General features: G+C 74.1%; 21 protein-coding genes. 6 read left to right on the top strand and 15 right to left on the bottom strand.

Annotated features, from left to right (window positions below; translation table 11 throughout):
• The first annotated feature begins 263 nt into the window (after positions 1-263).
• On the top strand, positions 264-917 hold the full coding sequence (locus ACIHAA_RS20710; RefSeq protein WP_399819173.1) for an SCO3374 family protein: 654 nt from the start codon (positions 264-266) through the stop codon (positions 915-917).
• Here the strand turns inward: ACIHAA_RS20710 and ACIHAA_RS20715 are convergent.
• From ACIHAA_RS20715 to ACIHAA_RS20760, 10 genes are all read right to left on the bottom strand, one after another.
• Positions 896-1,234: an Lsr2 family protein gene (locus tag ACIHAA_RS20715; RefSeq protein WP_399819175.1), complete on the bottom strand. Its 339-nt coding sequence runs from the start codon at positions 1,232-1,234 to the stop codon at positions 896-898. The two genes, ACIHAA_RS20710 and ACIHAA_RS20715, sit on opposite strands and share 22 nt — an antisense overlap.
• Positions 1,235-1,485: 251 nt before the next feature.
• Positions 1,486-2,013, bottom strand: a complete 528-nt coding sequence (locus tag ACIHAA_RS20720; protein ID WP_399819177.1) for an amino-acid N-acetyltransferase — start codon at positions 2,011-2,013, stop codon at positions 1,486-1,488.
• 9 nt (positions 2,014-2,022) lie between these two features.
• A complete protein-coding gene (locus tag ACIHAA_RS20725) occupies positions 2,023-2,541 on the bottom strand; it encodes a BlaI/MecI/CopY family transcriptional regulator (protein ID WP_399819485.1) in 519 nt (172 codons plus the stop codon).
• 202 nt (positions 2,542-2,743) lie between these two features.
• Positions 2,744-2,923 carry a hypothetical protein gene (locus ACIHAA_RS20730; RefSeq protein WP_399819179.1) on the bottom strand — a complete coding sequence of 60 codons (180 nt, stop codon included), beginning with the start codon at positions 2,921-2,923 and terminating at the stop codon, positions 2,744-2,746.
• 94 nt (positions 2,924-3,017) lie between these two features.
• On the bottom strand, positions 3,018-3,671 hold the full coding sequence (locus ACIHAA_RS20735; protein WP_399819181.1) for a hypothetical protein: 654 nt from the start codon (positions 3,669-3,671) through the stop codon (positions 3,018-3,020).
• Between the two features lie 134 nt (positions 3,672-3,805).
• Complete coding sequence (locus tag ACIHAA_RS20740) at positions 3,806-4,603, bottom strand: type III pantothenate kinase (RefSeq protein ID WP_399819183.1); 798 nt, start codon at positions 4,601-4,603, stop codon at positions 3,806-3,808.
• Between the two features lie 8 nt (positions 4,604-4,611).
• Positions 4,612-5,598 (bottom strand): carboxylating nicotinate-nucleotide diphosphorylase, encoded by a 987-nt coding sequence (gene nadC, locus ACIHAA_RS20745; RefSeq protein ID WP_399819185.1) that lies wholly within the window; start codon positions 5,596-5,598, stop codon positions 4,612-4,614.
• A 5-nt stretch (positions 5,599-5,603) separates the two neighbouring features.
• On the bottom strand, positions 5,604-7,355 hold the full coding sequence (locus ACIHAA_RS20750) for an L-aspartate oxidase (protein ID WP_399819188.1): 1,752 nt from the start codon (positions 7,353-7,355) through the stop codon (positions 5,604-5,606).
• Positions 7,352-8,392 (bottom strand): pantoate--beta-alanine ligase, encoded by a 1,041-nt coding sequence (gene panC / locus ACIHAA_RS20755; protein WP_399819190.1) that lies wholly within the window; start codon positions 8,390-8,392, stop codon positions 7,352-7,354. Before panC ends, ACIHAA_RS20750 begins: the two co-directional genes overlap by 4 nt.
• Entirely contained in the window at positions 8,389-9,300 is a 912-nt protein-coding gene (locus tag ACIHAA_RS20760; RefSeq protein ID WP_399819192.1) for a Rossmann-like and DUF2520 domain-containing protein, read from the bottom strand. The genes panC and ACIHAA_RS20760 overlap by 4 nt, the downstream gene beginning before the upstream one ends.
• Positions 9,301-9,484: 184 nt before the next feature.
• On the opposite strand from ACIHAA_RS20760, the gene ACIHAA_RS20765 reads away from it, so the two are divergent.
• Positions 9,485-11,047, top strand: a complete 1,563-nt coding sequence (locus ACIHAA_RS20765) for a threonine aldolase family protein (protein ID WP_399819194.1) — start codon at positions 9,485-9,487, stop codon at positions 11,045-11,047.
• Between the two features lie 61 nt (positions 11,048-11,108).
• On the opposite strand, the gene ACIHAA_RS20770 is transcribed toward ACIHAA_RS20765, so the two are convergent.
• On the bottom strand, positions 11,109-11,327 hold the full coding sequence (locus ACIHAA_RS20770) for a hypothetical protein (RefSeq protein ID WP_399819196.1): 219 nt from the start codon (positions 11,325-11,327) through the stop codon (positions 11,109-11,111).
• A gap of 214 nt (positions 11,328-11,541) precedes the next feature.
• Here ACIHAA_RS20770 and ACIHAA_RS20775 point away from each other — a divergent pair, with 214 nt between their 5' ends.
• Positions 11,542-12,648: a DUF5937 family protein gene (locus ACIHAA_RS20775; RefSeq protein ID WP_399819198.1), complete on the top strand. Its 1,107-nt coding sequence runs from the start codon at positions 11,542-11,544 to the stop codon at positions 12,646-12,648.
• An 82-nt stretch (positions 12,649-12,730) separates the two neighbouring features.
• Here the strand turns inward: ACIHAA_RS20775 and ACIHAA_RS20780 are convergent, their stop codons facing one another.
• The 3 genes from ACIHAA_RS20780 to ACIHAA_RS20790 form a co-directional block, all read right to left on the bottom strand.
• Positions 12,731-13,363 (bottom strand): AAA family ATPase, encoded by a 633-nt coding sequence (locus ACIHAA_RS20780; RefSeq protein WP_399819200.1) that lies wholly within the window; start codon positions 13,361-13,363, stop codon positions 12,731-12,733.
• A 69-nt stretch (positions 13,364-13,432) separates the two neighbouring features.
• Positions 13,433-14,104, bottom strand: a complete 672-nt coding sequence (locus ACIHAA_RS20785; protein ID WP_399819202.1) for a response regulator — start codon at positions 14,102-14,104, stop codon at positions 13,433-13,435.
• A gap of 66 nt (positions 14,105-14,170) precedes the next feature.
• Complete coding sequence (locus tag ACIHAA_RS20790) at positions 14,171-15,376, bottom strand: sensor histidine kinase (RefSeq protein ID WP_399819204.1); 1,206 nt, start codon at positions 15,374-15,376, stop codon at positions 14,171-14,173.
• Positions 15,377-15,661: 285 nt separating this feature from the next.
• Between ACIHAA_RS20790 and ACIHAA_RS20795 the strand changes: the two genes are divergently transcribed.
• A complete protein-coding gene (locus ACIHAA_RS20795) occupies positions 15,662-16,705 on the top strand; it encodes an SAM-dependent methyltransferase (RefSeq protein ID WP_399819207.1) in 1,044 nt (347 codons plus the stop codon).
• Here ACIHAA_RS20795 and ACIHAA_RS20800 read toward each other — a convergent pair.
• The gene (locus ACIHAA_RS20800; protein WP_399819209.1) at positions 16,670-17,821 is read right to left on the bottom strand and encodes an NADH-quinone oxidoreductase subunit D; all 1,152 of its coding nucleotides are present in this window, start codon (positions 17,819-17,821) and stop codon (positions 16,670-16,672) included. The genes ACIHAA_RS20795 and ACIHAA_RS20800 overlap by 36 nt on opposite strands.
• Before the next feature lie 31 nt (positions 17,822-17,852).
• On the opposite strand from ACIHAA_RS20800, the gene ACIHAA_RS20805 reads away from it, so the two are divergent.
• Together ACIHAA_RS20805 and ACIHAA_RS20810 are read left to right on the top strand one after the other, a co-directional pair.
• Complete coding sequence (locus tag ACIHAA_RS20805) at positions 17,853-18,344, top strand: PH domain-containing protein (RefSeq protein WP_399819211.1); 492 nt, start codon at positions 17,853-17,855, stop codon at positions 18,342-18,344.
• Between the two features lie 74 nt (positions 18,345-18,418).
• Positions 18,419-19,744 (top strand): PH domain-containing protein, encoded by a 1,326-nt coding sequence (locus ACIHAA_RS20810; RefSeq protein ID WP_399819487.1) that lies wholly within the window; start codon positions 18,419-18,421, stop codon positions 19,742-19,744.
• The last annotated feature ends 14 nt before the right edge of the window (positions 19,745-19,758 follow it).

Below are 19,758 nucleotides of genomic sequence, written 5' to 3' on the forward strand. Positions count from 1 at the left end.
TTCCCGCAGGCCAGGCAGATACCCCACGCGCCAGTACGCCGATGGCGAACGTGAGGCGGACCCGTCCTGCGTGTCGCCCCCTCCCACTAGGGATGTCTTACCCGCACGCACGGACAGTCCATGCCGCGCGCACCGGTTCCCTCCGCTACGGGCGAACATCCTTGCGCTGCCGAACGCCCCCGCACGCCCTTACTCCCGGCACTCTGCGCAGTCATGGCACCACCCAGCGTAACTCGGGGCCTACTCGGGCTGTTGCTCCGGGCATGGTCCACACAGTGCCCCTGGTTTCCACGGTGCCCCTCCCCCGCCGACCGCGCGACCCGGAGGACCCGGCACGCCGCTGGTACGAGGACGGGCTGGGCTGGGCCACCCTCCCCGGAACGCCGTTGCGGCTGGTCACAGGGGTGCGCTTCGACGTCCTCGACGTGCCCGCGGAAGCCGGGCGGGCCGCGCTGCGGCATCTGGACCCTTCGTCGCCGGTGGCGGTGCAGGGGAGCCGGATGCGGCTGCTGGTGGCCGCGGGCGCCGCGGAGGAGCTGCCGGGGCTGCTCGAGTGGCTGGAGTGGGGCGCCCTGGCCGTGGATCTCACGGCTGTCGGCGCGGGCGGGCACATCGAGGCGCCGCTGCCGCCGGGTCGGCCCGCCGTCTCCGGCCCCCCGGCCCCGGCCTCCGGTCCCCGGGCGGGCGCCGGGAGGACCCGGCCGCTTCCCTGGGGCCGGACCGGTTCACCGGGGGCCGCCGTCTGGCTGCGGCCTCCCGGGCCGGGAAGCGAGGTGGAACGACTGCTGCCGAGCCTGTCGGCGGTGGGGGGCGGTGGGGGCGCCCCCGATCTGGTGCGGCTGGTCGGCACGGTGGCGAACCACTGCCACCGGATCCGGCTGCGCCGCGCGTGCGCTCAGGCGTTGGCCTTCTCGTAGGCCTCGCGGATGGATGCCGGAACACGGCCGCGGTCGTTGACCTCGTAGCCGTTCTCCTTCGCCCAGGCGCGGATCTGCGCGGTGTCCTGGTTGCTGCCGGACGCGGCCGCGCGGGCCTTGCCGCGTCCGCCGGCCGCACGGCCACCGGTGCGACGGCCACCCTTGACATAGGGGTCGAGAAGGCCACGGAGCTTGTCCGCGTTGGCGGTCGTGAGGTCGATCTCGTACGTCTTGCCGTCCAGCGCGAACGTAACGGTCTCGTCCGCCTCGCCACCGTCGAGGTCGTCAACAAGAAGGACCTGAACCTTCTGTGCCACCGGATTTCCTTTCATCGATAACTTCAGGACCGAGGGAGTGCGGCCTGCGCCGCTTGTTTCGCGTCCCCTGTTATATGCAGTACTGCGTTACGTCGGAAAGCAAACCGCTTTTGCTGGAAAAACACAAACCCCCGGGAGAGGCCAACGCGTGACGGGCTCCCCGGAAAGATACGCGTTTCGGACATAGGGAACCTGGGCAACGCCGTCCGGTCGAAGCGGCGGCCGATATAGTCCGGGCGATCCCTTGACGATCACAGATGCAGAAGCATCCGGCTGTTGCCCAAGGTGTTCGGTTTCACTCGTTCGAGTCCGAGGAACTCCGCCACGCCCTCGTCATAGGAACGCAACAGCTCCGCGTAGACATCGGTGTCAACGGGCGTCTCCCCGATCTCGACGAAGCCGTGCTTCCCGAAGAACTCGACTTCGAAGGTCAGACAGAATACGCGGCGAACACCGAGTCCGCGGGCGGTCTGGAGCAACTTCTCCAGCAAGCGGTGTCCGACGCCGAGGCCGGTGGCCCCGGGGTGCACCGCGAGTGTGCGGACTTCCGCCAGGTCTTCCCACATGACGTGCAGGGCGCCGCAGCCGACGACCTCGCCGTTGTCGTCGCGTTCCGCCACCCAGAACTCCTGGATGTCCTCGTAAAGCGTGACCGTCGCTTTGTCGAGGAGGATGCCGCGCCGGACGTAGGCGTCGAGGAGCCGGCGTACCGCCGGGACATCGGTCGTCCGGGCCCGGCGCACGGTGACGGCTTTTGCGGTGGGGCTCTCAGCTGGCATGAGCGGACGCTATCGCCCGGTACCGCCCTCGCCCGAGGCGGGGCTCTTCCCGTCCGGCGCGCTCCCGGCCGGCCGATCGGCGGGTGGTGCGGATTCGGCGGATTCTGGTTCCACGGCGGTCCTCGATTCGGTTCCGGCCGATTCGCCGCCGCCGGGTTCCGCACGGGGTGCGGATTCGCCGCCTTCGGGCGCCGCGGCACTCACCGGGCCCTGCACGATGCGCATGGCGTCCCCGAGCGCCTGCCGCTGTTCCTCGCTCATCATGCCGAAGAAGGCGACGAGAGCGGCGGCCGGGTTGTCACTCTGCGACCAGGCGTCGTTCATCAGAGCGGCCGCGTAGGCGGCGCGGGTGGAGACCGCCTCATATCGATAGGCGCGGCCTTCCGCCTCGCGGCGGACCCAGCCCTTCTGATGGAGATTGTCCAGAACGGTCATCACCGTGGTGTACGCGATGGACCGTTCCTGTTGAAGGTCTTCCAGGACTTCTCGAACGGTCACCGGGCGGTTCCACTTCCACACCCGCGTCATGACCGCGTCTTCGAGTTCTCCCAGGGGGCGAGGCACGCTCAGCACAATAGTGGGAGACAGCCCCCACGGCCTGCCGGACTGGCACTTATACGCAGAAAGGCGACAAAAAGGGCGCACGACTCGGAAAGCGCGGGAGTCGTACGCCGGGAGGGGGTGGCCGGAACCGGTGCGGACGGTGGGGCCGGACCGGGCGGCGGGGCGGTCAGCCCTGCGCGTCCCGGGCGGCCGCGGGGGCGGTCTCGGCCCGTGCGAGCGCCGCGTCCACGGCCGCGTCCTCCTTGGCCTTGTTGGCGCCGCCCTGGGTCTTCACGATCACCCTGATGAGCCCGATGAAGAACACGGCCATGACGACCGGGGGCACAAGCGCGGAGACGTAGTCCATGGGTCCAGAGTAGCCAGGCCCTGTCCGAAGGATCCCGGTCGGGTGTCCCTTACCGGACAGGGGCGGGAACGAGGGGGTACGGCGGGTGCGGCGCTCAGCCGACGGCGAGGGCCTGCCGGGCGTGCGGCGGCCCGGGCTTGCGTTTGGGCGGGAAGACCTCGCCGGGGGTGGGGATGGGGCGCTGCGGGCGCGGGGTCCCGGGCTCGGGGGGCGGCCCGGGCTTCTCGGGCTTCTCGGCCGGTTTGGCGCCGGGCTTGCGGGCCGGTTTGCCCGCCGGTTCCGCGGCGGCGCCGCGGCCGCCGGGGAGGGCCGTCAGCCGGGCCCGGCAGGCGGGCACCAGGGCGGTGCGGGGGGCCGGGCGGACGCGGGGACCGCGTTCGGCGAGGCCGCGGCAGCGCTCCAGGAGGGCGGCCGCGGCGGGGGTGCCGGAGAGGGCGCGCAGGGCGGCGAGGTCGTCGGGGCCCGGACGGTATCCGACCCGCAGGGCGTCCTCCAGGAGGGCGAAGTACCCGACCGCGGAGCCCGGCAGGGCGGCGCGGTAGCGGGCGAGGTCCGCCAGCAGGAAGGCCCGCAGACGGTCACCCTCCCGCACCGCCTCGTCGACCGACTCGGCGAGGCGGAGGCAGTCCTGGACGTCCTCGGCGGAAGCGGCGCGGGGATGGACGGCAAGGGCAAGGGCCCGGCGGAGCACGCGCAGCTCCTCCGCGCCGAAGGCCAGGCCGCCGCGGGATCCGTATGGCGTGGGCATGCGGTGACGCTACCGCTAATCGGACAAAACGGGCCGCTCAGGGCTCCGTGTCGCCTCCGGGTTCCCTCAGGTGGGGGCGCGGCGGGTGCGGGCCGGCGGGCGGGGGCACCCCGGCGGGGCCGGGGTGCCGGGACTCACAGCCGGGACACGTTCCGCTCGTAGACCAGCCGCAGGCCGATCAGGGTCAGCCAGGGCTCGTGCTCGTCGATCACCGCGGACTCGCCGAGGACCATCGGGGCCAGGCCGCCCGTCGCGATCACCGTGACGTCCTCCGGGTCGGCGGACAGCTCGCGGGCCATCCGGTTCACCACCCCGTCGACCTGGCCCGCGAAGCCGTAGACGATGCCCGCCTGCATCGCCTCGACCGTGTTCTTGCCGATCACGCTGCGGGGGCGGGCCACCTCGATCTTCCGCAGCTGGGCGCCCTTGACGCCCAGTGCCTCCACCGAGATCTCGATGCCGGGCGCGATGACCCCGCCGACGTACTCGCCGCGCGCGCTGACCGCGTCGAACGTGGTCGCCGTGCCGAAGTCCACGACGATCGCGGGTCCCCCGTACAGCTCGACCGCGGCGACCGCGTTGATGATGCGGTCCGCGCCGACCTCCTTGGGGTTGTCGGTGAGGATCGGCACGCCGGTCTTCACGCCCGGCTCCACCAGCACCGCGGGCACGTCGCCGTAGTAGCGCCGGGTCACCTCGCGCAGCTCGTGCAGCACCGAGGGGACGGTGGCGCAGATCGCGATGCCGTCGATGCCCTCGCCCAGTTCCACCCCGAGCAGCGGGTGCATGCCCATCAGGCCCTGGAGGAGCACCGCCAGTTCGTCCGCCGTGCGGCGGGCGTCCGTGGAGATCCGCCAGTGCTCGACGATGTCCTCGCCGTCGAACAGGCCGAGGACCGTGTGGGTGTTGCCCACGTCGATGGTCAGCAGCATGGCTCCGCCTACTCCGCCGCTCGCAGGTCCAGGCCGACGTCCAGGATCGGGGAGGAGTGCGTCAGCGCCCCGACCGCCAGGAAGTCCACGCCCGTGTCCGCGTACGCCTTCGCGTTCTCCAGGGTCAGCCGGCCCGACGCCTCCAGCAGGGCGCGGCCGTCGGCGAGCGCGACCGCCTCCTCGCACTCGCCCGGGGTGAAGTTGTCCAGCAGGACCAGGTCCGCGCCCGCGTCCACCACCTCGCGCAGCTGGTGCAGGGTGTCGACCTCGACCTCGATCGGGACGTCCGGGAACATCCCGCGGACCGCCTCGAACGCCTGGGCGACCCCACCGGCCGCCACCACGTGGTTGTCCTTCACCAGCGCCGCGTCCGACAGGGACATCCGGTGATTGGTGCCGCCGCCGCAGCGGACCGCGAACTTCTCCAGGGAGCGCAGGCCCGGCGTCGTCTTGCGGGTGTCCCGCACCCGCGTCCCGGTGCCCTCCAGGGCGTCCGCCCAGGCCCGGGTGGCGGTCGCGATGCCCGACAGCCGGCACAGGATGTTCAGCGCGCTGCGCTCGGCGGTGAGCAGGTCCCGGGTGCGGGTGGTGACGGTCAGCAGCTTCTGGCCCGCCTCCACCCGGTCGCCGTCGTCCACATGACGCTCGACCTCGAACTCGTCCGTGCAGACCACCGAGATGACCGCCTCGGCGACCCGCAGGCCCGCCACCACACCGGCGTCGCGCGCGGTGAAGTCACCGGTGGAGACGGCCTCTTCGGGGATCGTCGCGACCGTCGTCACGTCCACGCCGTGGTCCAGGTCCTCCTGGATGGCGACATTGGCGATGTCCTCGACCTCCACCGGGTCGAGACCGGCGTCGGCCAGGAGCTGGGCGAGTGCCGGGTCGAGCCCGCACTCCGCATACTCTTCGTAGCTCTCGTCGGCGTCCGCGCCACAGGCACAGCCGTCGCCGCAGCCGCCGTTCGGGGCGAGGGGGAGGTCGGGGGTGCTCACTTCTGTCACTGCTCCTGGGGACGGTGCTGCTCCCCGGCGCTCGCGGCGCCGGAGGGCTCGGGGCGGGTCGGGGGGAAGTCTGCGGTGTCGGTGGTGTGTACGGCCAGCGTCCGGTCCGGATTCAGCCGGACGACGATGTGGCGGCGCCAGGCGTCGTCGTCGCGGTCCGCGTGGTCCTCGCGCCAGTGGCAGCCGCGGGTCTCCTCGCGCAGCAGCGCCGCGGCGACCAGGACCCGGGCCACGCACAGGAGGTTGGTGGCCTCCCAGGTGTCCACGCCGGGCTCGGAGGTCTTGCCGTTCTCGTCCAGGGCCTCGCGGGCGTCGCTGTGCAGCCGCCGCAGCCGGTCCGCGGCCTGGGCCAGGGACGCGGCGGACCTGAGCACCCCGGCGCCGTCGGTCATGATCCGCTGGATCGCGAACCGGTCCTCCGGGGCGAGCAGCGGATGCGCGGGCCGCTCGGGGTGCGCGACGGGTTCCGGCACCCGCGCGGACAGGCCGCCCGCCGCCCGGTCGCGGGCGATGTCGGCGGCGATGCGCTCGGCGTAGACCAGGCCCTCCAGCAGGGAGTTGGAGGCCAGCCGGTTGGCGCCGTGCACGCCGGTGCAGGCGACCTCGCCGCACGCGTACAGGCCCGGCACGGTGGTCCGGCCGCGGGCGTCGGTGCGCACACCGCCGGAGGCGTAGTGGGCCGCCGGGGCGACCGGGACGGGCTCGGTGACCGGGTCGATGCCGTGGGCGCGGCAGGCGGCCAGGATCGTCGGGAAGCGGTGCTCCCACATCTCGGCACCGAAGTGGCGGGCGTCGAGGAACATGTGCTCGGCGTCCTGCTCCTGCATCCGGCGCATGATGCCCTTGGCGACGATGTCCCTGGGCGCCAGTTCGGCCAGCTCGTGCTGCCCGGTCATGAAGCGCACCCCGGCCGCGTCCACCAGATGGGCGCCCTCGCCGCGCACCGCCTCGGAGACCAGCGGCTGCTGGCCCTCCGCGTCGGGCCCGAGGAAGAGCACCGTCGGGTGGAACTGCACGAACTCCAGATCGCTGACCTCGGCGCCCGCGCGCAGGGCGAGCGCCACACCGTCGCCGGTGGACACCGAGGGGTTGGTGGTCGCGGAGAAGACCTGGCCCATGCCGCCGGTGGCGAGGACCACGGCGGGCGCGTGCACCGCGCCCACGCCGTCGTGCTGGCCCTCGCCCATGACATGCAGGCTGACGCCCGCGGTGCGGCCCTCCGCGTCCGTGAGCAGATCCAGGACCAGGGCGTTCTCGATGGTGCGCAGCCCGCGTGCGCGGACGGCCTCGACCAGCGCCCGGGAGATCTCGGCGCCCGTCGCGTCGCCGCCCGCGTGCGCGATCCGGCGGCGGTGGTGGCCGCCCTCCCGGGTGAGCGAGATGCCGCCCGCGTCGTCGGTGTCGAAGTGCGCGCCGGTCGAGATGAGCCGCCGTACGGCGTCGGGGCCCTCGGTGACCAGGATGCGCACGGCCTCCTCGTCGCACAGGCCCACCCCGGCGGTCAGCGTGTCCTTCAGGTGCTGGGCCGGGGTGTCGCCCTCGCCGAGGGCCGCCGCGATGCCGCCCTGCGCCCAGCGGGTGGAGCCGTCGTCGAGCCGGGCCTTGGTGACGACGACCGTGCGCAGCCCGGCGGCCTCGCAGCGCAGGGCCGCGGTGAGACCGGCGACGCCGGAGCCGACGACGACGACGTCCGCGGCGAGGGACCAGCCCGGTGCGGGCGCGTGCAGTCGTATGCCTGTGCTGGTCACAAGGCGGCTCCGTGGGGGTCTACGGGCTCGGGGGCGCCGAAGGAGAGAGGGATGTTGTCGATCAGCCGGGTGGTCCCGACCCGGGCGGCGACGGCGAGGACCGCCTCGCCGGTGTAGTCGTCGGGGATCTCGGTGAAGTCCGACGGATCGACCAGGGCCAGATAGTCCAGGGCCAGCGGCGGGTCCAGATGGGCGGCCTCGTCCAGGATCAGCCGGGCGGCCGCCCGGACGGCGGCGGGACCGCCGGGCGCGGCCTTGGCCACGGCGTGCGCGTCGGCTGCGGCGCGCGACTCGCCTATCGCGCTGAGGGCCTCGGCGCGCGCATGGGTGGAGGGCACCTCGCGGGCCCGGGCGCGCAGCGCCTCCTGGGCGGCGTGCCGGTCGCGGCCCGCGAACAGCGCCCGGGACAGGGCGAGCGCGGTGTGCCGCTCGGTGGGCGAGAGATAGCGGTTGCGGCTGGAGAGCGCGAGCCCGTCGGCCTCGCGCACGGTGGGCACGCCGACGATCTCCACCCCGAAGTTCAGATCGCGCACCATCCGGCGGATCAGGGCGAGCTGCTGGGCGTCCTTCTGCCCGAAGAAGGCCGCGTCGGGGCGGGTGAGGTGGAGCAGCTTGGCGACGACGGTGAGCATGCCGTCGAAGTGCCCGGGGCGGCTGGACCCTTCGAGGCGCTCGCCCATCGGGCCCGCGGACATCCGCACCTGGGGCGCGCCGCCCGGGTAGACCTCGTCCGCGGAGGGGGCGAACACGGCGTCCGCACCGGCCTGTTCGGCGATCTTGAGATCGGCGTCCAGGGTGCGCGGATAGCGTTCGAGGTCCTCCCCCGCGCCGAACTGCAACGGGTTGACGAACACCGTGGCGATCACGAAGCCCTTGGCCCCGACGTGCCTGCGGGCCGCCCGGACCAGGGTGGCGTGCCCCTCGTGCAGGGCGCCCATGGTCATCACGACGGCGGTGCGTCCCGGCACCGCGTGCCGTTCCTGGACGTTCCGCAGGTCGTCCACCGTGGGGGCGAGTGCGAAGGGGCGGGGGCTCATCGGTCTTCCTCCTTGGCGAGTACCCCGAGGAGGTCCTCCGCCAGCTCCGGCTTGAGCAGTCCGTGCGCGAGGGCGCGGTCGGCGGTGGCGCGGGCCATCGCCAGATAGCCCGCGACGGTCCCGGGGGCGTGCTTGTGCAGCTCGGCGACGTGTGCCGCGACCGTGCCCGCGTCGCCGCGCGCCACCGGTCCTGTCAGGGCCGCGTCGCCGGAGCGCAGGGCGTTGTCCAGGGCGGCGCCGAGCAGCGGGCCGAGCATCCGGTCGGGGGCCTCGACGCCCGCCGCGCGCAGCAGATCCATGGCCTCGGCGACCAGGGTGACCAGGTGGTTCGCACCGAGGGCGAGGGCCGCGTGGTAGAGCGGGCGCATCTCCTCGGCGATCCACTCGGGCTCGCCGCCCATTTCGATCACCAGCGCCTCGGCGGCCAGCCGCAGCTCCGCGGGCGCGGTGACCCCGAAGGAGCAGCCGGCCAGGCGCTGGACGTCCACCGGGGTGCCGGTGAAGGTCATCGCGGGGTGCAGGGCGAGCGGCAGGGCCCCGGCGCGCAGGGCCGGGTCGAGCACCCGGGCGCCGTACCGCCCGGAGGTGTGCACCAGCAGCTGTCCCGGCCGTACGGCCCCGGTCTCGGCGAGGCCCTGGACCAGGCCGGGCAGGGTGTCGTCGGGGACGGTCAGCAGGACCAGCTCGGCCCGCTCCAGGACCTCGGCGGGCGGGAGGACCGGCACGTCGGGAAGCATCAGGGCCGCCCGCCGCCGGGAGGCGTCGGACACCCCGGAGACCGCGACCGGGCGGTGCCCGGCCAGTTGCAGGGCCGCGGCGAGCGCCGGTCCGACCCGGCCCGCCCCGACCACGCCCACGGTGAGCCGCGCGGGGCGGTCCCTGGGGTCCGGCTGTTGGAATGTACTCACTCGACGGCGGCCTTCCCGTTCCAGTCCGCTCCGGGTACCGGACGATTTCTCGTCATGTTAACGCGATCGGTTTCCCGGGGCGTCCGGCCGTCCACAGGCTGTGGGTTCCCGCGGGGCCCCCGGGCCCCCGAGGCCCGGGAAAAGCGGGTGCCGGGCGGTGCGGGCGCACGGCATCATCCGAGGCGTGAACACGGTGGCGAAGGCAGACGGGAACGACCGGCAGGGCGAGGCCGACGGGAGCGGCGGGAACGACGGGATCGACGGGATCGACGGGATCGACGGGATCGACGGGATCGACGGGATCGACGGGGACAGCGTGAGCGGAGCCGGTGTGGCGGGGTCGGCGGCGGGCGATCGGGCACCGGTCGGGCCAGAGGGGGCGGCCGGCCGGACGGCGGCCGGGGCGGAGGAGGCGGGCGGCCGGACGGCGGCCGGGGCGGAGGAGGCGGGCGGCCGGACGGCGGCCGGGGCGGCGGAGGCGGGCGGCCGGACGGCGGCCGGGGCGGCGGAGGCGGGCGGCCGGACGGCGGCCGGGGCGGAGGAGCGGCGGCCGGACGAGGGAGACGGGCCCCCGGCCGCCGATGCGGCGCGGCTGCGGCGGGAGCGCCGGATCGGGGTGCTGCGGCGCGCCGAACGCGTCCTGGCCCGTCCGGGCTTCCTGGGCACGCTCCGGGAGCGGCTGGCGCTGCTGGACGGCGTGGCGGAGCTGTACGACCTCGACGAGACCGCGGACATCTACGGATCCGGGGTCGTCGAGGCGCTGGAGGAGCGGGTGGCCGGACTGCTCGGCACCGAGGCCGCCGTCTTCTTCCCCACCGGCACGATGGCCCAGCAGGTGGCCCTGCGCTGCTGGGCGGACCGCACCGGCAGCCGCACGGTCGCCCTGCATCCGCTCGCCCACCCGGAACAGCATGAGCGGAAGGCCTTCGGCGAGGTCAGCGGGTTGCGCACGGTGCACATCACCCGCGAGCCCCGGCTGCCGACCGCCGAGGAGGTACGCGAGTTCGAGGAGCCCTTCGGCGCCCTGATGCTCGAACTGCCGCTCAGGGAGGCCGGGTTCGTCCTGCCCACCTTCGAGGAGCTGGCCGAGGTGGTGGAGGCGGCGCGCGAACGCGACGCGGTGGTGCACTTCGACGGCGCCCGCCTGTGGGAGACCACGGTCCACTTCGGCCGCCCGCTGACGGAGATCGCGGGCCTCGCGGACAGTGTCTACGTCTCCTTCTACAAGTCCCTGGAGGGATTCGGCGGCGCGGCGCTGGCCGGTCCCGGGACGCTCGTCGAGGAGGCCAGGGCCTGGCGGCACCGCTACGGCGGCGCGGTCTTCCAGCAGTTCCCCACGGCGCTGTCGGCCCTGGCCGGACTGGAGCGGCAGCTGCCGCGGCTGCCGGAGTACGTGCGCCACGCGCGGGTGGTGGCCGCGGCGCTGCGCGAGGGGTTCGCGGCGGCCGGGCTGCCCTGGGCGCGGGTGCACCCCGCCGAGCCGCACACCCATGAGTTCCAGGTCTGGCTGCCGTACGACGCCGATGCCCTCAGCGAGGCCGCGGTCCGGCAGGGCGAGGAGACCGGGACCCTGCTCTTCACCGACTCCTGGCGCCGCGGCGCCGCCCCGGAGCTGGCCTTCACCGAGGTCTCCGTGGGGGCCGAGGGGCTCGCCTGGACGGCACAGGACGTACGGGAGGCGGTGGCGGACTTCGTACGGCGCCTGCCGGAATCCGGGGAGCCCGGCGCGCCGGGGCGGCACAGGTAGAGGGCTCCGCACGGTCCCGGGACCGTCGGCAACCGGGGCGCGGGCGGCGGCCGCCGGGACGTCAGCAGCTCGGGTGCGGGCGGCGGCCGCGGAGCCGCCGGGCCAGCGCCGTCCGCAGCCGGCCGCGGGCCGGGCGGCCCGCCAGGACGGCCTGGAACGCCCGGTGGCCGCCGAGTTCGCGCACGAGCTGCCAGTCGTGGGTGCCGGGGGCGGGCGGGGCGGGCTCGCCCTGCTGCCGGGCGCGGTAGGTGTCGAGCAGATACTGCTGGGTGATGCTCATGGGCGGTCGCCTCTCCGGGACGGGACATGGCTGAGGGGGCGGGACACGACGAGGTCGGGTGTCCGCGAGACCCGTGGGTGGTGATGGGCTCCGTGGGCTCCGCGGCTGCCCCGGCCGTACCAGGCTGTCCCCGGACGGGCGCCGCTGTCGCGCCGATTGACGGCTGCCGTCAACCGACGGCCGCGTTGTCGGTGGCGCGGTGCACCATGAGGTCATGAGCGTGCGCATCGACATCACCGGGCTGCGGCGGGAGAGGATCGCCGTCGTGGCCTCACCGCTGGCCGAGCTGGGGATGGCCCTGCACGCGCTGTCCGAGCCCGGCCACCACCCGGGGCTGCGGGGCTGGACGACCGGCGTCACCTGCGGTCTGGACCCGCATCTGGCCGACCGGATGTGCGAGGCCGACTTCCTGTGGCGTTCGACGTTCTCCGACCTCTTCCAGCCGTACGCGGGCCTGGGCGGCCGGGACACGCTCCCGAGCCCCACCCTCGCCGGGGAACTGGACCTGCTGGACCGGCTCAGCGACGAGCAGTTCGTGGACGCGGCACTGGAGTTCACCTGCGCCCCGCCGTACAGCGAGCCGGGTCCGCCCGTGCTCACCGACGCGGACACCCGGCGGCGCGCCCTGGAGCTGGCCGCCGCGCGCGGGCCGCGGAGCCTGCTGTTCAGCGAGCGGCTGCTCGCCGACCCGCCGCGCACCCGGGCGTGGCTGCGGCAGTTCCTGGAGGACTGCGACGAGGCGTTCTTCGCGGACGTCTGGTCCCGGCTGCGCCCTCCGCTGATGGCGGACGTCCGCCACAAGACGGACCTGCTGCGGCGCAAGGGGCTGGCCGAGGCCCTGGCGGCGGTGTCGCCCGCGGTGACGCTCGACGAGGCCGGGAGCCGGATCACCGTGGACAAGCTCGGCGTGGGCGCCACCGCGACGGCGGACGGCGGTCTGCTGCTGGTGCCGACCAGCCTGGGCTGGCCGCATCTGATGGTGCTGCACCGGTACGGCTGGCAGCCCGTGCTGCACTACCCCGTCGGCTCCCCGGAGATGGCGGCGCCGCCGTCGGTGGAGCAGCTGACCCTGCGGATGGCCGCGCTCTCCCATCCGGTGCGGATGCGCCTCTGCCGCAGCCTGGCCCGCAGCGCCTTCACCACGGGGGAGCTGGCCCGGGTGCACGGGATGACGGCGCCCGAGATATCCCGGCATCTGAGCACCCTGAAGAAGGCGGGCCTGCTCACCACCCGCCGCCGCGGCCGGTATGTCCTGCACCAGCTGGAGGTGACCGCGGTGGCCCGGCTGGGCAGCGAGTTCCTGGAGGGCATCCTCCGATAGCCGCCGGCCGCCATCCGCCGTACGGCAGGGGCCTCGGCCACCCCGTCGGCGGAGGCGAGGTCCCGGGCCGCCCAGGCCGTCCTCAGTCCCGGCGGATGTGGCTCAGCCCGACCCGCGTCTGCCGCAGCCGGGTCCGCAGGGCGCCCCCGATGTGCGGGCGGAGCGTCAGACCGGCGAGCACGGCGATCCGGTCCGCCGTCTTCGGGACCGTGGCATGGTCGGTCCACAGGTGCTGGGCGAACTCCGGTTCGCGCAGCACCTCCAGGCAGTGGTCGAGCTGCTGGACGGCCCAGCTCTCCCGGCGCAGCGGGGCGTCCCGCCCGGCCACGAACCGGACGACGTTCCCGAAGCCGCGTTCCCGCAGCCGCCGCAGTACGGTCTCCCGCTCGGCGAGCAGGGTGAAGTGCCGTACGTCATGGCCCCGTTCGGACAGCCGTCCCACCGTCTCCTCGAAGCAGCGGGGGTCGGTGACCGTCATGGGCGCGATGACCACGCCGTCGTGCCGGGTCAGCGCCAGATCGAGGACCTCGACCACGCCCTGCCGCCAGGACGCCAGGTCCCGGAAGTCCCCGCGCAGCCGGGGCGGCAGCATGCGGTGCAGTCCGAAGCCGACGTGTTCCGGATCGCAGATCACGCTGCCGGGCAGCCGGTGCCTGATCTCGTGTGCGGTCTGTGTCTTGCCGCCCCCGAAGGGGCCGTTGATCCACAGGAGCATGCGGGGATCCTAGGGCCCGGCAGGTGCCCGGCAGGTGCCCGGCGGATGCCCGGCAGGTGCCCGGGCGGCTCAGCCGTGGCCGCCCGCGCGGACCAGGCCGGTCTCGTAGGCGAGCACGACCACCTGGACCCGGTCCCTGAGGCCCAGCTTGGTCAGGATCCGGCCGACATGGGTCTTCACGGTGGCCTCGGACAGCACCAGCCGGGCCGCGATCTCACCGTTGGACAGGCCCTGCGCGACCAGCACCATGACCTCGCGCTCGCGGTCGGTGAGCCGCTCCAGCTCCTTGAGCCGGGGCTCGGTGCCCCCGCCCGGCAGCATCGGCGCGAAGCGGTCCAGCAGACGGCGGGTGGTGGAGGGCGCGACCACGGCGTCCCCGCTGTGCACGGAGCGGATGGCGGCGAGCAGCTCACCCGGCGGCACGTCCTTCAGCATGAAGCCCGAGGCACCGGCCTTCAGCCCGGAGAAGGCGTACTCGTCCAGGTCGAAGGTGGTCAGGATGAGCACCTTCGGGGCGTCCGGCTCCGAGCAGATGCGACTGGTGGTCTCCACGCCGTCCAGCTTCGGCATCCGGACGTCCATGAGCACCACGTCGACCTCGGTGGCGCGCAGCACCTGCAAGGCCTCGACGCCGTCGCCCGCCTCCGCGACGACCTCCATGTCCGGCTGGGCGGCGAGCACCATCCGGAACCCGGTGCGCAGCAGCACCTGGTCGTCGACGAGCATCACGCGGATCGGCATGGCGGGGTCCTCCGGTCGGACTGGGGTCGGACGTCGGTCGGGCGTCGGCGGGCTGGGGAACACGTGTCAGTGGGCCGGTTTCAGCGGGAGCAGGGCGCTGATCCGGAAGCCTCCCCCGGGCCGGGGGCCTGCGTCCAGCGTGCCGCCCACCATGCCGACACGCTCGCGCATGCCGATCAGTCCGTGGCCCTGGCCGTCGAACCCTCCCTCCTCGTACAGCTCGTGCGGGGCGCCCTTGCCGTCGTCCTCCACCAGCAGCCCGAGGCCGTCGTCGAAGTACACCAGGCGCACGCTGGCGCCCACGTTGGGGCCGCCGTGCTTGCGGGTGTTGGTGAGCGCCTCCTGCACGATGCGGTACGCCGTCAGCTCGACGCCGCTGGGCAGCGGGCGCGGGGTGCCCTCCACCCTGAAGTCGACCGGCAGACCCGACCTGCGGCACTGCTCGACCAGGTCGTCGATCTGCTCGACATCGGGCTGCGGCACATACTCGCCGCCCTCCTCGTGCTCGCCGGTGCGCAGCACGCCCAGCAGGCGGCGCATCTCGGCGAGGGCCTGGCGCCCGGTGCCGGAGATCGTCTCCAGGGCCTTCTTCGCCTGGTCGGGCGCGGCGTCCAGGACGTAGGCGGCGCCGTCCGCCTGCACCACCATCACCGAGACGTTGTGCGCGACCACGTCGTGCAGCTCCCGGGCGATCCGGGCGCGCTCGGCGGCGACCGCGACCTTGGACTGCGCCTCGCGCTCCTTCTCCAGCCGGGCGGCGCGCTCCTCCAGCTGGGCGAGGTAGGCGCGGCGGGTGCGCAGCGAGTCCCCGAGCACCCAGGCGAGGGCGAAGGGCACGGTCTGGAAGACCGCTATCGCCACATTGCCCAAGGGCCCGGAGTGGAGCTCCGGCCAGCGGATCTGGGCCAGTGAACCGGCGCACAGGCCGCCGATCAGGGCGGTCCGGGAGGCCCAGCGGGCGCCGTCCGCCGCGCAGGTGTAGATGATCACCAGCATGGCGAAGTCGGCGATCATCGGCTGCTGGTCCAGGACCAGCTGCGCCACCCCCGTCGCCAGCGCGGCCAGCAGCATCTTCTCGGGCAGCCTGCGGCGCAGCGCGACGACGACGCACAGGACGGCGGAGATCCCGATTCCGGCGGCGAGCCCCGCGTGGTGGTTCCGCACCTCTCTGAGGTCCGTCACACTCACGCAGGCCAGTCCGAACAGGACAACGGCCCAGAACCCGTCGACCCACGTCGGGTGCCTGCGGAGGAAGTCGTAGAGGCGCTGCACGTAACCCAGCGTAGGCAAGCCGCGTGCGTGCGGGGTCACCCGAAGGACCGATCCGGGGCGGACATCTGTACTCCGCAAGGTGGATGCTCCATGATCCCTTACGGCTACCCCCGGGGCCCCGATGCGCCGGGCGTGCGCGCGGGGGCCGCCGGGGCGCCAAGCGGGGGTGCGCGCCGGTTCCCGCCCTCCCGGCCCAGGTCCGCGCCTCCCCCGCGCCTCCCCCGTGCCCCGCCGGTGCCCCGCCCGCGTACGCCCCCCGTGCCGCGCCCCGCTTAGCCTGGCCCCGTGGCGACGTGGACGGACGGCGAGTGGCGTGGGTGGCGGGCGGCGGCCGAGGAGGCGCTGTACGGGGCCCACGGGTTCTACCGGCGGCCCGAGGGGCCCGCGGGACACTTCCGTACCTCGGTGCACGCCTCCCCGCTCTTCGCGGTCGCCGTGGCCCGGCTGCTGTGCGCGGTCGACGAGGCCCTGGGGCACCCCGCCGAACTCGCGTTTGTGGACATGGCGGCCGGCCGGGGCGAGCTGGTCACCGGTGTGCTGGCCGCCCTTCCCCCGGGCGTCGCGGACCGCACCCGCGCCTGTGCGGTGGAGGTCGCGGACCGTCCGGAGGGGCTGGACCCCCGGGTGGAGTGGCGGGCAGAGCCCCCGCGGGGCGTCACCGGGCTGCTGTTCGCGAACGAGTGGCTGGACAACGTGCCGGTCGAGGTCGCACAGACCGGCTCCGACGGCGTACCCCGGCGGGTCCTCGTCGGCCGGGACGGCGCCGAGCGCCTCGGGGAACCGGTCACCGGCGACGGGGCCGCCTGGCTGGAGCGCTGGTGGCCGCCGGCGGCCGAGGGCTGCCGGGCCGAGATCGGGCTGCCCCGGGACACCGCCTGGGCCGGGGCCGTCGCCTCCGTGGAGCGCGGGCTCGCCGTCGCCGTCGACTACGCCCACCGCGCGGCCGCCCGGCCGCCCTTCGGGACGCTCACCGGCTTCCGCGCGGGACGCGAGGTCGCCCCGGTGCCGGACGGCTCCTGCGACATCACCGCGCATGTGGCCCTGGACGCGTGCGCCCTGCCGGGGGCGCGTCTGCTGACCCAGCGCGCCGCCCTGCAAGCGCTCGGCATCACCGGCGCACGCCCCCCGCTGTCTCTGGCGTCCACGGACCCGGCCGCCTATGTCCGCGCCCTCGCGGACGCCGGGTCCGCCGCCGAACTCCTCGCTCCCGGCGGCCTCGGCGGCTTCGGCTGGCTGCTCCAGCCCGTGGGGATCGCACCGCCCGCGAGCACGGCGGGGTCCGCGCTCGGCGGGCTACTTGTCGATGTCCCCGACCACGAAGAACAGTGACCCCAGGATCGCCACCATGTCCGCGACCAGCGTTCCGGGCAGCAGTTCGGTGAGCGCCTGGATGTTGTTGAACGAGGCCGAGCGCAGCTTCAGCCGGTAGGGGGTCTTGTCGCCCTTGCTGACCAGGTAGTAGCCGTTGATGCCGAGCGGGTTCTCGGTCCAGGCGTAGGTGTGGCCCTCGGGCGCCTTGAGCACCTTGGGCAGCCGCTGGTTGACCGGCCCGGGCGCCAGCTGGGCCAGCCGGTCCAGGCAGGCGTCGGCCAGGTCGAGCGCGTTGTGCGTCTGCTCCAGGAGGCACTCGAAGCGGGCGAGGCAGTCGCCCTCCTGCCGGGTGACGACCCTGAGGGTGTCGCCGAGTTCCCCGTAGGCGAGATAGGGCTCGTCGCGGCGCAGGTCGAAGTCCACACCGGAGGCGCGCGCGACGGGGCCGCTGACGCCGTAGGCGTGCACAGTCGCGGGCGCGAGGACGCCCACGCCCCGGGTGCGCCCCCGGAAGATCTCGTTGCCGAGCACCAGGTCGTCGAACCGGTCCATCCGGGAGCGGACGTCCCGGACCGCGGTCCGCGCGCGTTCCGTCCAGCCCGCGGGGAGGTCCTCCTTGAGCCCCCCGACCCGGTTGAACATGTAGTGCATGCGCCCGCCGGAGATCTCCTCCATGACGTTCTGGAGTTCCTCGCGCTCCTGGAAGGCGTAGAACACCGGGGTGATGCCGCCCAGCTCCAGCGGGTAGGAGCCGAGGAACATCAGATGGTTGAGGACCCGGTTCAGCTCCGCGAGGAGGGTGCGCATCCACACCGCGCGCTCGGGGACCTCCATGCCGAGCATCCGCTCCACGGCGAGGACCACGCCCAGCTCGTTGGAGAAGGCGGAGAGCCAGTCGTGGCGGTTGGCCAGCATGATGATCTGCCGGTAGTCGCGCGCCTCGAACAGCTTCTCCGCGCCGCGGTGCATATAGCCGACGACCGGCTCGGCGTGCGTGATCCGCTCGCCGTCCAGTACCAGCCTGAGGCGCAGCACACCGTGCGTGGACGGATGCTGCGGTCCGATGTTGAGCACCATGTCGGTGCTCTCCGCGGCGCCGCCGATCCCGACCATGGTCTCCGTCGTAGGAGTCATGCACCCAGTCTGTCCTACGTAGGCTGGCGGCATGGAAACGGGGATTGCGAAGTCGGGCGGGGAGCCGGTCTGGCGGGGCCTGCCGCCGGGGCTGCTGCGGATGCGGCGGTTGTTGCTGGCGGTGTGGCTGGGGGCGGGCGCCCTGGCCCTGGGACTGGTGCTCGGCCTGCTCGTCGGGCCGGAGTGGGCGCTGTTCGCGCTGCTGCCGCTGGCCGCGCTGGGCTGGGGCTGGGTGCTGCTCGGCCGCAACTGGCGCTCCTGGCGGTACGCCGAACGCGCGGACGACCTGCTGATCAGCCGGGGCGTGCTGTGGCGGGAGCAGACGGTGGTGCCGTACGGCCGGATGCAGCTCGTCGAGGTCACCTCCGGGCCCGTGGAACGCCACTTCGGGCTGGCGAGCGTCCAGTTGCACACCGCGGCCGCCGCGACGGACGCCGCCATCCCCGGTCTGCACCCGGCCGAGGCGGAACGGCTCCGGGACCGGCTGACCGAACTGGGCGAGGCCCGATCGGCGGGACTGTGAGCACGCCCGGGATACCTCAGGGGCGGACCGGGGCGCCCGAGGAACGGACCGGGATGCCCGAGGAACGGACCGGGATGCCCGAGGAGCGGGCCGGGGCGGTCGGGGGGCGGGAGGCCGTCGAGCGGCGGCTGCACCCCTTCACCCCGCTGCGGCGCGCCTGGGCGCCGGTCGCGGTGATCGCCGGCTGGGCCGCGCACGACCCCGGCCAGGTCCAGCACCAGCTGACCAGGCTGACCGCGACCGCCCTGCTCGCCGCCCTCGCGGCCCTGGTCGCGGCGGCCTCCCTCTACGGCTTCCTCAGCTGGCGCTTCACCTCCTTCGCGGTGACCCACACCGAACTGCGCATCCGTACCGGCCTGTTGTTCCGCCGCACCGCGCACATCCGTCTGGACCGGCTCCAGGCCGTCGACGTCGCCCGGCCGCTGGCGGCCCGGATCGCGGGCGTCGCCAAGCTGAAGCTCGACGTCATAGGCACCGACAAGAAGGACGAACTCGCCTATCTGGGCGAGGAGGAGGCTCGCGCCCTGCGCGCCGAACTCCTGGCGCGCGCGGCGGGGTTCGCGCCGGAGACGGCCTCCGGGGTCGGCGAGGCACCGATGCGGCGGCTGCTGCACGTACCGCCCGAGATGCTCGCCGTCTCCCTGCTGCTGATCGGCGCCACCTGGGGTTCGCTGCTCGGCGCCCTCGTCGTACCGGCGCTGGTGTGGTTCGGCACGCACAGCGTCTGGTCGGTACTGGTGGCCGGGGCACCCCTGGTGGGCGGCGCGGTCACCCGGACCGCGGGCCGGTTCGTCCGCGCCTACGACTGGACGGTCGGCGAGTCGCCGGACGGGCTCCGGATCGACCACGGACTGCTCGACCGGGCGCACGAGACGGTGCCGCCGGGGCGGGTGCAGACCGTACGGATCGTGGAGCCGCTGCTGTGGCGGCGGCGCGGCTGGGTCCGGGTGGAGCTGCATGTGGCGGGCTCCTCCAACTCGGTGCTGGTGCCGGTCGCCCCGCGCCCGCTCGCCGAGTCGCTGATCGCACGGGTGCTGCCCGGGGCGGAGGTCCCCACCGAGTTCTCCCGGCCGCCGCGGCGCGCCGCCTGGTGTCTGCCGCTGTGGTGGCGCGGCCAGGGCCTCGCCGTCACCGACGCGGTCTTCGCGGCACGGCAGGGCCTGCTGCGCCGGACCCTGTCCCTGGTCCCGCACGCGAAGGTGCAGAGCGTACGGCTGGTGCAGGGGCCCTGGGAGCGGTTCAGGAGGGTCGCGGGCCTGCGGGTGGACACGGGAGCCAACAAGACGGTGACGGCCCGGCTGCGGGACGCGGAGGAGGCGGCGGCCCTGCTGTACGCCCAGGCGGACCGCTCCCGGACGGGCCGTCTGGATGCCCGTCCGGACCGGTGGATGGCCTCGTAGACCGGGGAACAGGG

Origin of the sequence: Streptomyces sp. NPDC052040 (assembly GCF_044548405.1) — a bacterium.
In the GTDB taxonomy this organism is placed as follows: Bacteria; Actinomycetota; Actinomycetes; order Streptomycetales; family Streptomycetaceae; genus Streptomyces.

Bases quoted from the DNA above. Each gene is read 5' to 3' on its own strand.
- ACIHAA_RS20710 (WP_399819173.1), top strand. From the start codon at position 264: ATGGTCCACACAGTGCCCCTGGTTTCCACGGTGCCCCTCCCCCGCCGA.
- ACIHAA_RS20720 (WP_399819177.1), bottom strand. From the start codon at position 2,013: ATGCCAGCTGAGAGCCCCACCGCAAAAGCCGTCACCGTGCGCCGGGCC.
- ACIHAA_RS20725 (WP_399819485.1), bottom strand. From the start codon at position 2,541: ATGACGCGGGTGTGGAAGTGGAACCGCCCGGTGACCGTTCGAGAAGTC.
- ACIHAA_RS20730 (WP_399819179.1), bottom strand. From the start codon at position 2,923: ATGGACTACGTCTCCGCGCTTGTGCCCCCGGTCGTCATGGCCGTGTTC.
- ACIHAA_RS20735 (WP_399819181.1), bottom strand. From the start codon at position 3,671: ATGCCCACGCCATACGGATCCCGCGGCGGCCTGGCCTTCGGCGCGGAG.
- ACIHAA_RS20740 (WP_399819183.1), bottom strand. From the start codon at position 4,603: ATGCTGCTGACCATCGACGTGGGCAACACCCACACGGTCCTCGGCCTG.
- panC (WP_399819190.1), bottom strand. From the start codon at position 8,392: ATGAGCCCCCGCCCCTTCGCACTCGCCCCCACGGTGGACGACCTGCGG.
- ACIHAA_RS20770 (WP_399819196.1), bottom strand. From the start codon at position 11,327: ATGAGCATCACCCAGCAGTATCTGCTCGACACCTACCGCGCCCGGCAG.
- ACIHAA_RS20775 (WP_399819198.1), top strand. From the start codon at position 11,542: ATGAGCGTGCGCATCGACATCACCGGGCTGCGGCGGGAGAGGATCGCC.
- ACIHAA_RS20780 (WP_399819200.1), bottom strand. From the start codon at position 13,363: ATGCTCCTGTGGATCAACGGCCCCTTCGGGGGCGGCAAGACACAGACC.
- ACIHAA_RS20785 (WP_399819202.1), bottom strand. From the start codon at position 14,104: ATGCCGATCCGCGTGATGCTCGTCGACGACCAGGTGCTGCTGCGCACC.
- ACIHAA_RS20800 (WP_399819209.1), bottom strand. From the start codon at position 17,821: ATGACTCCTACGACGGAGACCATGGTCGGGATCGGCGGCGCCGCGGAG.
- ACIHAA_RS20805 (WP_399819211.1), top strand. From the start codon at position 17,853: ATGGAAACGGGGATTGCGAAGTCGGGCGGGGAGCCGGTCTGGCGGGGC.
- ACIHAA_RS20810 (WP_399819487.1), top strand. From the start codon at position 18,419: ATGCCCGAGGAGCGGGCCGGGGCGGTCGGGGGGCGGGAGGCCGTCGAG.